This is a genomic window from Bifidobacterium sp. LH_389 (genome assembly GCF_056357235.1).
Genome location: NZ_JBKEVR010000001.1, coordinates 329,097 through 341,238, shown reverse-complemented (window position 1 = coordinate 341,238; position 12,142 = coordinate 329,097). Strand labels below are relative to the sequence as shown.

Below are 12,142 nucleotides of genomic sequence, written 5' to 3'. Positions count from 1 at the left end.
TGACACGAGGAGACGAGGGCACCATGCAAAAGGAATACACGCGTCCGCAGCCGGAACCGATCGACTACGACAGGAACATCTTCGAGATCCTCGCCGAGCGAGCCAACCGCGCCCCACAGGATTCGCTCGTCGAATACAAGGACGGAACCGGAACGTGGCGTTCGTTCACGGCGGTGGAGTTCCGCGACAAGGTGATCGCGCTGGCCAAGGGACTGATCGCGCGCGGCATCCGGCCGGGGGACGCGGTGGCGGTCGTCTCGCACACCCGTTGGGAGTGGACGGCGCTCGACATGGCCATCATGTCCATCGGCGCGCTGACCGTGCCCGTGTACGAGACCAACTCTGCGGCGCAGGTGCGCATGATCTTCAACGATTCCAACGTGAAGATGGCGTTCGCGGAGAACGACATGCAGCGCGACAAGATCGAGTCCGTGCGCGATCAGGTGACCGATCTGGGTGACGTGTACGTGATCGAGCTCGGCGCGCTGGATACCCTCGAGACCTTCGGCAGGGACGTGAAGGACGCGGAATTCTACGAGCGCGAGAAGGCCGTGCGCGGCTCCGATCTGGCCACGATCGTCTACACGTCCGGCTCGACCGGCACACCCAAGGGCGTGGAGCTGTCCCACGGCAGCTTCGTGTTCATCACGTACTCGGGCATCCGTTCCATGCCGGACATCGCCATGAAGCCGAACCGCCGCCTGCTGCTCTTCCTGCCGCTGGCGCACGTGTTCGCACGTTACATGCAGTACTTCTGCTTCGCCGGCAACGTCACGCTCGGCCTGTCCAGCAACCTCAAGACCATTCTTGCGGACTTCGGCGCCTTCAAGCCCACGTTCGTGCTGGCCGTGCCGCGCATCTTCGAAAAGATCTACAACGCCGCCTCGCAGAAGGCCGGCACCGGTCTCAAGGGCCGTCTGTTCGCGGACGCGGCGAAGACCGCACGCGAATGGTCCCGCGCCCAGCAGTCCGACGACGGCATCCCGTTCGGCCTGGCCGTGAAGCATGCCGTGTACAACAAGATCGTGTACTCGACCATCATGGGCGTGTTCGGCGGGCACGTGGAGTACGCGGTCTCCGGCGGCGCTCCGCTCGACTCGTCCATCGCCCACTTCTTCAACGGCGTGGGCCTGCCGCTGCTGGAGGGCTACGGCATGACGGAAACCTGCGCCCCGGCCAGCGTGAACCCCACGACCGGCTACAAGATCGGCACGATCGGCCTGCCCATGCAGGGCGTCACGTTCGGCGTGGCGGACGACGGCGAGCTGTGCATCAAGAGCCCCAGCGTGTGCGCCGGCTACCACAACCATCCGGAGATCACCACGCAGCAGCTCGTGGACGGATGGCTGCACACCGGCGATCTGGGAGACATCGACGCCGACGGGTTCGTATCCGTCACGGGCCGTAAGAAGGACCTCATCATCACCGCCGGCGGCAAGAACGTGTCCCCCGCCGAGCTGGAGGTGGCGGTCATGACTTCGCCGGTGGTCAACCAGTGCGTGGTCATCGGCGACCGCAAGCCGTTCGTGGCCGCGCTCGTGGCCCTCGACCTTGCCGAGACGAACGCGTGGCTCAAGTTCAAGGGCGCACCGGAGGTCAAGGACCTGGCCGAGGCCGCCGCCAATCCGATCGTCCGCTCCGAGGTGGAGCGTGCGGTGGATGCCGCCAACGATCAGGTCTCCCGCGCCGAGTCGATCCGCAAGTTCGAGATCCTCACCGACGACCTCAACGAGGCGAACGGCATGGTCACGCCCAGCCTCAAGGCACGCCGCGAAGCCATCACCGCTCGGTACCGGGACATCATCGAGAACGTGATCTACGCCGGCAAGCGGTAGGCCGCGGGGCGACGGATAAACAGATAAACCGTCCGGCAGGCAGCCTCCTATAGCGGGGCAAGCCGCTTTGCGAGGGAGATCAATCGATCGACGAGTCAACCTCATCGGCGCAAGACAGCCCCGTTCGCACGCATGAGGACTCGACTCCCCCGGGATGCATTTTCATCCGTTGGGTCCAACCTGCACGGCTCAATTCGCAGGTTGGACCGATCGTGCGAAAAAACAGCCCTTTTTGAGGCCGAAAATTGCATGATCGGTCCAAGCTGCGTCGCAGGGCACACAGGTTGGACCGAACGAGCAAATCGGATCGAACGGGAGCATGACGTTGACCATCGGCTGCCAGCACGAGCCCGCTAGAGGCATCTTTTGTAACGGAATTACAAAAACGATCTCCAAGGCGCTGTAGGAGGCCATTGTTGTAATTCCGTTACAAAACTGATTTCTAAGCCGCGGTCAGAGACCAATTTTGTAATTCCGTTACAGCATCGGTCTCCGAGGCGCGTTTCAAGACCGATGTTGTAACACAGTTACAAAGCGGGCGTTGGGCTTGTCGGAGCAAACTCGTCGGACCATACCGTGAGACAGACAACAGACGGATGCAGACCGTACCGAAGGACAGGCCACACCGAAGGGGCGGATCATGCCGCAGAACTGCGCTGTAGCAGCAATGGCAAAAGTCGCTTCCTCATCCGATCCTCACGAAACGCGTACGGTCAGATGCCCCGCAGGCGGAGTGTTCCTTACGGTTTGCTCACGGTCGCCTTTGACGTTCCGCAATGCGCCTCCTAGAGTGAGAGCGGGAAGGCTCACGAGGACGAGATCGTCGGAAGGATCAAGGGTGACAGTCACAGGCGCGGACCACGACGAGGGGACGGACAGAGGGCCAAGCAAACCGAACCGCAGGCCGGGCAGGCTGACCCGCAGGCTGAGTCTGACCGTCGGACAGCGCAGAACGGGTAGGCCAAGCAAGCTCAGCAAGGCAAGCAAGCCCGGCAAGCCCACCGCCGCGGGCATGCTCGTCGCGGTGGGCATCGTGTACGGAGACCTGGCCACGAGCCCGATCTACGCGCCCAAGGCGCTCATGCTGGCCCAGGGCGGCATGCTGAACCGTTTTCAGACGCTGGGATCGCTCTCGTTGGTGTTCTGGTTCATGCTCATGGTGGTGACCGTCAAATACGTGTGCACGGCCATGCGCGCGGACAATCAGGGCGAGGGCGGCGTGTTCGCGCTGTTCGCGGCGGTGCGCCGGTTCTGGCCTCCGGCGGCGGCATTCGCGATGGTCGGTGCGGCCGCGTTTCTGGCGGACAGCGTGTTCACGCCGGCGGTGGGCATCACCTCCGCGGTGGAGGGTCTGGCGTCCATCCCGTGGATCGGGGACAGCGCGTACTGGTCGCAGGAATTGTCGGTGATGATCGCCATCGCGATCATTCTGGCCCTGTTTCTGGCGCAGCATGCGGGCACGCACCGGCTGGGTTCGCTGTTCGGACCCATCATGGTGGTCTGGCTGACGTTCCTCACCGTGACCGGCGTGATGGCCATGACCCGCGACTGGAGCGTGCTGGAGGCGCTGAACCCGGCGCTCGGCTTCGAATTCCTGTTCTCCGGGGAGAACAAGGCGGGCGTGGCGATCATGGGCAGCGTGTTCCTGGCACTCACGGGCGCGGAGGCCCTGTATTCGGACATGGGCCACGTGGGGCGCAGCAACATCTGGGCCACATGGCCGCTGGTCAACGTGGCGCTGATCTGCTCGTACTTCGGTCAGGGCGCATGGATGCTGCAGGGGCACGCCACCGCCGTGGAAGACGCCGCCCCGCTGTTCCAGATCATTCCGGATGCGGCGCGTCCCTTTGGCGTGGTGCTGGCGCTGATGGCCGGCGTGATCGCCTCGCAGGCCCTCATTTCCGGCGCATTCACGCTCACCGCCGCGGCCGACGGCCTGAGCTGGCTGCCCAGGCTCAACATGCGCTACCCGGGTGTGAGCCGCGGGCAGATCTACATTCCCAGCGTGTGCGGCGCACTGGCCGCGCTCACCGTGTTCGTGGTGCTCTACTTCCGGTCGTCGTCGGCCATGGAGGCGGCGTACGGGCTGGCGTTGACGGTCGCCATGCTCATGGACAGCGTGCTGCTGTCCGTCTACCTGTGGCACGTGAAACAGCGGAAGGTGGCGGCCGTGACCGCGGGAACGGTGTTTCTGGCGGTGGAACTGCTGTTCCTGTGCGCCGCGGTGAGCAAGTTCATCGAGGGCGGCTACGTGACGGTGGTCATCTGGGGTCTGGTGTTCGCCATGTTCCACGTCTGCTCGCGCGGCGTGCAGCTGGAGAGCGGCGACGTGGGGCACATTCACGCGGACGATCTGGCTCATATTCTGGCGGACAGCACGAAGGACGACAAGCGCGATCTGGTGGCGGACAACCTCGTCTACCTGACGCCGGACGCCGCCATGCGCGAAGTGGAGAAGGACGTGGCCGTGAGCATGATCCACCATCGCGCGCACGCCTACTGGGTGGTCAGCGTCATGCAGTCCGAACGTCCGTTCGACCGCGACTGGAAGGTCGTCTCCTACGGGCGCGGGCTGCACCGCGTGGTGATCAGCCTCGGATACAAGGTGCCGCAGTTCTACCTGCAGTCCTTCATGCGCACGATCATGGAGAACATGCTCGTCAACGGGGAGATCGACCGCATCGACCCGAAATGGCCGAAGCTGGCGAACAGGAGCGAGCGCCTCGGCATCGGCGACGTGCGCTACGTGCTCATGCACCGGGTGATCAGCCCCGAGTCGACCCTGCCCGACGCGGACCGCACGCTGCTGCGCGCCTACCAGTCGCTCAAGCGGGTCATGTCGAAGCCGGTCGAATGGTTCGGTCTGGAGACCAACGATCCGATCATCGACACGGTGCCCGCGTGGAGCGGCGAGGAGCGGCTGATGCCGATGCGCCGCACGGGCAGGGGCACGCGGTCCGCCGTGGACGCCGCCGGAACGGGACAGGCCATGGCGGGGCAGGTCGGACCGGTCGGCGGCGAAGCGTAGGCGACGCTACACGCCGACCGACCGCACGATAGTCCGCTGACTCGCCGCGGGGCCGTCCTACCGCGCGGCGATCTCGTCGATGCGGGCGAGCTCGTCGTCGCTGAACGTGGTGTTCTTCAGGGCGCCGATGTTGTCGAGGATCTGCTGCGGCTTGGAGGCGCCGATGAGCACGCTGGTGACCTTGCCGTCGTGCAGGAGCCATGCGAGGGACATTTCGGCGAGCGTCTGACCGCGGTCGGCGGCGAGCGCGTTGAGGTCGCGGATCTGCTGCAGGCGCTCGGGGGTCAGCGCGTCGCGATGGAGGAAGCGGCCGTCTGCGGCGATGCGGCTGTCCGCCGGAACGCCGTTGAGATAGCGGTCGGTGAGCAGGCCCTGGGCGAGCGGGCAGAACGTGATGAGTCCCTTGCCGATGCGGTCGGCGGTTTCCTTGAGCCCGTTGCGCTCCACGGTGCGGTCGAAGATGTTGTACTTGTTCTGGTTGATGACGAACGGCACGTGCAGCTCACGCAGGATCGCGGCCGCCTTCTCCATGGTGGGGCCGTCGTAGTTGGACAGGCCCACGTACAGCGCCTTGCCGGAGGCGACGGCCTGGGCGAGCGCGCCCATGGTCTCCTCGAGCGGGGTGTCCGGGTCCGGACGGTGGTGGTAGAAGATGTCCACGTAGTCGAGGCCGAGGCGCTTGAGGCTCTGGTCGAGGCTGGCGAGCAGGTACTTGCGGCTGCCCATGTCCCCGTAGGGTCCGCTCCACATTTCGTAGCCGGCCTTGGTGCTGATGATCAGCTCGTCGCGGTGGGCGGCGAAGTATTGGCGGATGATGCGGCCTACGTTCTTTTCGGCGGCGCCCGGTTCGGGGCCGTAGTTGTTGGCGATATCGAAGTGGGTGATGCCGTTGTCGAACGCGGTGAAGAGCAGCTGCTTCATCTGCTCGTACGGATTGTGGTCGCCGAAGTTGTGCCAGGTGCCCAGACTCACGGCGGGCAGCTTGAGGCCGCTGGCGCCGCAGCGGTTGTAGGTCATGTCGCTGTAGCGCGTGACGGCGGGCTGGTAGGCGACGGTGGGTTCGAACATGCGTTCTCCTTTGATGTGTTCGTTGGCCGTATGACCGGCCGATGGTTCGATCATCGCACTTCAAGTACACTTGAAGGCAAATCGGGATGTCGACTGAGTTATCGGGAGGCGTGTCATGACGGACACAATGAATGCAACGAGCGGACCGGACGGAACGGAACGGTCGTACACCATCCGCGAGGTGGCGACGATGTTCCATATGCAGCCCTCCGCGCTGCGCTATTACGAGGAGCAGGGGCTGCTGACCGGGGTGGGCCGCACCGAGACCGGCCAGCGCGAGTACCGGCAGTGCCATGTCAACCGGTTGCGCTCGATCTGCTGCTTCAAGCATGCCGGCATGAGCATCGACGAACTCAAGCGGTTCTTCTCGTTCGAGTCGGACGAGGAGGGACACATCGACGAGATCATGACCCTCCTCGAGGCGCGCCGCACGGCGATCGAGGAGCAGGAGCGGCTCATCGCTGAGGCGCACGCGCACATCCTGCGCAAGCTGCACTACTATGGCGACATCCGCTCCGCCGCGGCGGTCGGCGGTCCGCGCCCCGACTGGGCGGACTACCGGCACGCCACGTTCAGGGAGTGAGCGGACGGCGAGCGCGCCCGGCAATCATAGGCTGCGGGCCGCCTCGACCACCCAGCGCATGCGCTCCCAGTCGAGCTTGGCGTCCACGGTACAGTCGCCGCCGAGGATGAGGCCGCGCTTGCCGTGGTCCAGAATTAGGTTGCGGGTGTACGCCTTCACCTCGTCTTCGGTGCCGTCGTAGATTACGCCTTGGTGGCCGTTGCCGTCCCAATGCGTCTCGAAGCCGCCCATGCAGGGTTTGCCGCCGAAGAAGCGCCGGCCTTCGATGAGGTCGAGCCCTTCCACGAACACGGCCCAGTTCATGACGCGCGCCGGATAGTCCTTCCACAGTTCGAGCCGGTTGCGGTCGCCGCCCCAGCCGCACATGTGCAGAATGTTGTTCTCGGAGAACCGGTTGGCGTGTTCGAGCACATACAGGTCGCTCGGCGCGATCCACGACCGGTACTCCTCCTCGGTGAACCGGTCGTATTCGCCGCCCTGCACGCAGTAGTACACGCCGTCGCACCCGGCCTCGCGGATGAGCAGTTCGGTCAGCAGCGCGTTCGACTGGGCAACCACGTCCAGGGCGCGCATCACGCCGATCGGATCCTCCTTGAGGTAGCGCGTGGCCTCCGGGGAGGACTGGCCGTACGGCTCGAGCGAGAAGCGGAAGGAGGAGAACGGCTGGAACACGTTGTAGAACACGCAGCGCTCCCCGCCGATCGCCTCCACGATCGCCTTCGCGCGGTCCACCTGCCCGCGGATCCATGGGTCGTCGGCCGTGAGCGGTTCGAGCTCACCCCACGCGCGGCGTTCGATCACGTCCCAGTCCACGGGGTAGGCGAAGAACCCGTCGCACATGATCTTGACGAAGTCCAGATCCGTCCGCCGGTAGAAGTCGAGATGCGCTTCGACGTTGGCCTCGCCTTCGCTGTGCTCATGGTCGAAATGGAACCAGAAGCCGACCGGCACGTGGTCCACCGGTTCGTTGTGCATGGCGTGCAGCATGCGTTCGCGTTTGGTCATGGGTTTCGGCGCGGGAGCGGGATTCGGTACTGCTGCGGGTGTGATGATGGCCATGGGCCTTGTTCTCCTTGCTGACTGCGTTGTCGTTGGTTGGTATTCTACGCGTAAGCCTCGGCCCTCTCGCGCAGGCGACGGCGCTCGTGCTGGATCTCCGCCCTTCGATCCGAAGGCCGCACGCTTATGCCCGCATGGCGAACGAACGCGCGGACGGCACGCCGGCACCTATCAGCCCGTCCTCCTCGAGGGCCGCATGCATCCGATCAAGACTGCGCTCCAGAAGCGGATAGGGCATGGCGAAGTTGAAGCGCGCACAGCCTACGCCGTTGGCGCCGCACTCGATGCCGGGGGTCATGGCCACCTGGGCACGCTCGCGGAAGTAGGCGGCGGGGTCGTTCAAGCCCAATGCGGTGAAGTCGAGCCAGGCAATGTAGGTGCCGACCGGCGGAACGTAGTGCACGCCGGGGAAGCGTTCGGTCATTTCGCGGTTCATGAGCTCGACGTTGCGACGCAGGTAGGCGAGCGCGTTGTCGAGCCATGCGGCGCCGCCTCGGTAAGCGGCATCGGCGCCGACCGCCCCGATGGTGGCCGTCTGGTGTTCGGACCATTCGGCGCGGCCCATCCAGATCTCCAGATCGGCGGGATTGGTGAGGATCACCTGCGCGCACTTGATGCCGGGAATGTTGAACGCCTTGGAAGCGGACGTGGCGGTCATGGACTGCATGGCCGCCGTGGGGCCGATCGTGGCGAACGGGACGTGCCGGCCCTCGAACACGAACGGCGCATGGATCTCGTCGTTGAAGATGCGCACGTCGTATTCGGCGGCGAGCGCGGAAATGGTCTGCATCTCGTCCACGGTGAGCACCTTGCCGATCGGATTGTGCGGATTGCACAGCACAAAGGCGCGGCAGCCATGCTCGAACGCGGTGCGGATCGCGGCGAAGTCGAACGACCAGCCGTCCACGCCATCGCTCCCCTCGGCACGCAGCATGGGGATCTCGATCACATTCACGCCGTAGAGACGCGGCACGCTGAGGAACGGCATGTAGGCCGGCGTGGGGACGACGATCGATCGCCCGGCTCCCACGAATTCGCGTAGGAACACCTCGAACGCCTCGAGCACATCCGGCACGGGGCGGATGCACGCGGGATCCACGTCCCATCCGTACCGTTCGCGCTGCCAGTCGGCGCAGGCCCGTGCCACGCGGCGCTTCCACGGGTCGGAGATGTAGCCGAGTTCACACTGGCGCACGGCGTCGATGAGCGCGTTCTGAATGCACGGGGCGAGACCCAGATCCATTTCCGCGATGAACGCACCGGTGCAACCGGGGTAGCGGGTCCATTTGTCGCTGCATGTGGCGGCAAGCTGCTCGGGAGTCTGAGCGTCGATGGCACGGGCGTCGAATCCGGCTGCGGCGGGATCTCCCTCGAGGAGACGATGCTCCGCGATGGGCGCGGGAACGGTTCGTGCGGGGCGATGCAGTGTCATGGTATCCATGGTTCGAGTCTGCCCGACGCGACGGCCGCGAGCCACCGCCCGGCGCAGCATGCCGCTTAGTCTCCCCCATGGTTTGCTTATATCAGTGGGTTGACCGGCAGGGTTGACCAGCAGGTTGACGGCAACGGCGAGACGGCCGCCGTCGCCAGACAGGGCCGACAATGCCGACGGTCGGTCCGCATGCATAGCTTCCCGATTGCCCGTCCGCTTCTGTCCGTCCGCTCCTCTCCCCACAATCGTTTTGTAAAAAAGTTACAAATCTGGTCTCGGGCGCGCGCTAAGCCATCATATTTGTAACGCCGTTACAATTCGGGTGTCCCAGCGCGGCTTAGCGGCGTATTTTGTAACGGATTTACAAAACGCGTCTCCAACGGCCTGTCAGCCATGCTTTTTGTAACAATGTTACAAATCCGATGCCGGTTGACGGCGCCTCTCGTGCAACCCGACCGCTCACACCATGAGGAACCGCTTGGCGGTCTGGCGGATGGCTTCCCGGAGCTGCTGCAGTTCGGGGCGTTCGTCGCCCTTGCGGGTCACCATCTCGATGGTGCGGTAGGCCCGGTCGTCCGCGATCGGGCAGGCTGTCAGATCACCCTGCAGCGCGTTGTGGATGGACAGTGCCGAGACGATCGAGACGCCCTGTCCCATTTCCACGAGGTTCTGCGTGACCCACGTGTCCTCGGTCGAGTGGGTGATGACCGGCACGAAACCGGCGGAACGGGCCATGCCCATGAGGTTGGCGCGGCACGTTTCACAACCGGCGATCCACCGTTGGTCGGCAAGCCGGGACAGGTCCACGGGCTCGCCGTCACGTTCGTGCCGCCGGCCGACCGCGGAGCTCCGCGGCACGAGCAGACGCAGCGGGTCGCGACCGCAGTATTCCACCGTGCAGTCGTCGTTGGCGAGCGGGGCGCGGGAAAGCGCATCGTATTGGAACACGAGCGCGCAGTCGCCACCACCGGCGGCAAGACTGCGCACGGCTTCCGGCGGTTCCATCTGCGTGAGGCGCACGGTGATGTCCGAAGTCTGCCCGATCCTGACGAGCGTACGCGCAAGGATGGTGGAGCAGATGGACGGCGGGGCGAGCACGTGCAGCCGGCGTTCGCTGCCGCGGCGGTATTCGGCCAGATCCTGTTCGGCCTGCAGCAGACGGTTGGCGATCATCTCGCCGTGCTTGGCGAGCAGCTGGCCGGCCGGCGTGAGCGTGACGCCGTGCGACGTGCGCTTGAGCAGCACGCATCCGCATTCATCCTGCAATTTGCGGATCTGCTGACTGACTGCCGGCTGCGACCAGCCGATCTCGCGCGCGGCGGCCGCAAGAGACCCGCACCGCGCCACGTTCCAGAGCGTCACCAACAGTTGCGGATTCACATGCCTCATGCCCGGCGATTGTAGTCCATGCGCATTGCCGCGCAACGGCTCGACGCGCCGGAACGCGGGCCACCACAGCGCCCCTTCACCGCACAGCCGCACGGCAGCACGGCAGCACGGTCACATGGAGATGCGGTCCATGGGCATGGCGGAATCGATGGCGAAGTCCGGAGCGCTGGGGGCCACGCCGGCCTCCACGAGGTTCACGCCGAGCATGGCGACCATGGCACCGTTGTCCGTGCACAGCTGGACGCGCGGAATGCGCACCTCCACGCCATGGCGCTCACCGTATTCGAGGAGCTTGGCGCGCAGCTGTGAGTTGGCGGAGAAACCGCCGCCCACAATGAGCGTTTTGGAGCCGTACTGTTCGCAGCCGTGCATGGCCTTTCTGGCGAGCACGGTGGCCACCGAGTCCGCAAGGGAGGCGCACACGTCGTCCACGGGCACGTCGAGTCCGGCGGCTTGCCGTCCCTCCACCCAGCGGGCCACGGCGGTCTTGACGCCGGAGAAGCTGAAGTCATACGGGTGTCGGGCGCCGGCCTGACCCTGCGTGAGCCCCTGCGGCACCTTGATGGCGTGCGGATCGCCGCTTTGCGCATGACGGTCGATGTGCGGGCCTCCCGGGTAGGGGAAGCCGAGCAGACGGGCCACCTTGTCGAAGCACTCCCCCGCCGCATCGTCCAGCGTGGTGCCCACCACGTCCACGTGGCGGGCCACGTCCTGCACGTGCAGCAGGGACGTGTGGCCGCCGGAGACGATGAGGGCCAGCGTGTCCGGCGGGAACGGGCCGAACTGCAGTTGGGTGACGGCGATGTGCCCGATCACGTGGTTGATGCCGTAGATCGGCTTGTTCGCGGCCCATGCGAGCGCCTTCGCGCCGGAAACGCCCACGGCGAGGCATCCGGCCAGTCCGGGACCGGCGGACACGGCGATGGCGTCCACGTCAGCAAGGTCCATGTTCGCGTCCGCGAGCGCCTTGGACACGCATGGCACGAAGGCCTCCGCGTGCGCGCGGGACGCGATTTCGGGAATGACGCCGCCGTAGCGGGCGTGCTCCTCCATGGAGGAGGCGACCACGTTGGACAGCAGTTCACGGCCGCGCACGATGGCGGCGGCGGTTTCGTCGCATGTCGATTCGATGCCAAGCACCACGGGTTCGCTCATTGCGCGGTTCCTTCCTTGCGAGTGGTCGAGATGGGATTGACGGGACTGATTGGGCTGACCGTATCTGACGGGCCGGCGGGAGCGAATCCCACGGGCCGGGGGTTGAGGTCCAGTGCCATGACGTGCGCGTCGATGCCTTCGGGCTGGTAGTAACGCTTTCTCAGTCCTATGGGCTCGAAGCCGAACCGCCGGTAGAGAGCGATGGCCGGGTTGTTGTTGACGGCAACTTCGAGGAGCACTCGGCGAGCGCCCCGGCCGCGGGCGGAGTCGATGAGCCGGGCAAGCAACCGGGAAGCGACGCCGCGGCGCTGGAAGGCCTTGGCGACGCCGACGTCCATGATCTCCGCGTCGTCGCCGTCGTACCAGTAGCCGGCGAATCCACGCACGGTGCCGACCGTGCCGACCGTGCCGACCGTGTCACCGTCGTTGCACGCGTCGCTGTCCACATCGAACAGGTAGGTGCGGGCGGGCGCGGCGAGCTCCTGACGCACCGCGTTCTCGCTCCACGCGTGGGGGCCGAACAGCTCGACCTCCAGTGCGCGTACGGCGGCCACGGAACGTTCGAAGCCCAGTTCGTTCATGTCCACGATCAT

The 12,142-nt window shown here is 65.4% G+C and carries 9 protein-coding genes; 3 read left to right on the top strand and 6 right to left on the bottom strand.

Going from position 1 to position 12,142, the window contains the following annotated elements:
• Positions 1-23: 23 nt before the first annotated feature.
• Positions 24-1,835, top strand: a complete 1,812-nt coding sequence (locus AC1AZA_RS01430) for an AMP-dependent synthetase/ligase (protein ID WP_476512966.1) — start codon at positions 24-26, stop codon at positions 1,833-1,835.
• A gap of 838 nt (positions 1,836-2,673) precedes the next feature.
• On the top strand, positions 2,674-4,863 hold the full coding sequence (locus tag AC1AZA_RS01425; RefSeq protein WP_476512965.1) for a KUP/HAK/KT family potassium transporter: 2,190 nt from the start codon (positions 2,674-2,676) through the stop codon (positions 4,861-4,863).
• Between the two features lie 57 nt (positions 4,864-4,920).
• On the opposite strand, the gene AC1AZA_RS01420 is transcribed toward AC1AZA_RS01425, so the two are convergent.
• Positions 4,921-5,931, bottom strand: coding sequence for an aldo/keto reductase (locus AC1AZA_RS01420; RefSeq protein ID WP_476512964.1), 1,011 nt, complete (start codon positions 5,929-5,931; stop codon positions 4,921-4,923).
• Positions 5,932-6,046: 115 nt separating this feature from the next.
• Here AC1AZA_RS01420 and AC1AZA_RS01415 point away from each other — a divergent pair, with 115 nt between their 5' ends.
• Complete coding sequence (locus AC1AZA_RS01415) at positions 6,047-6,514, top strand: MerR family transcriptional regulator (protein ID WP_476512963.1); 468 nt, start codon at positions 6,047-6,049, stop codon at positions 6,512-6,514.
• 24 nt (positions 6,515-6,538) lie between these two features.
• Here the strand turns inward: AC1AZA_RS01415 and AC1AZA_RS01410 are convergent, their stop codons facing one another.
• From AC1AZA_RS01410 to rimI, 5 genes are all read right to left on the bottom strand, one after another.
• Positions 6,539-7,573, bottom strand: a complete 1,035-nt coding sequence (locus AC1AZA_RS01410; RefSeq protein WP_476512962.1) for a uroporphyrinogen decarboxylase family protein — start codon at positions 7,571-7,573, stop codon at positions 6,539-6,541.
• A 124-nt stretch (positions 7,574-7,697) separates the two neighbouring features.
• Positions 7,698-9,005, bottom strand: coding sequence for a MalY/PatB family protein (locus AC1AZA_RS01405; protein ID WP_476512961.1), 1,308 nt, complete (start codon positions 9,003-9,005; stop codon positions 7,698-7,700).
• A 459-nt stretch (positions 9,006-9,464) separates the two neighbouring features.
• Positions 9,465-10,394, bottom strand: coding sequence for a LysR family transcriptional regulator (locus tag AC1AZA_RS01400; RefSeq protein WP_476512960.1), 930 nt, complete (start codon positions 10,392-10,394; stop codon positions 9,465-9,467).
• Between the two features lie 111 nt (positions 10,395-10,505).
• Positions 10,506-11,549, bottom strand: a complete 1,044-nt coding sequence (gene tsaD, locus AC1AZA_RS01395; protein ID WP_476512959.1) for a tRNA (adenosine(37)-N6)-threonylcarbamoyltransferase complex transferase subunit TsaD — start codon at positions 11,547-11,549, stop codon at positions 10,506-10,508.
• Positions 11,546-12,142, bottom strand: coding sequence for a ribosomal protein S18-alanine N-acetyltransferase (rimI, locus tag AC1AZA_RS01390; RefSeq protein ID WP_476512958.1), 597 nt, complete (start codon positions 12,140-12,142; stop codon positions 11,546-11,548). The genes tsaD and rimI overlap by 4 nt, the downstream gene beginning before the upstream one ends.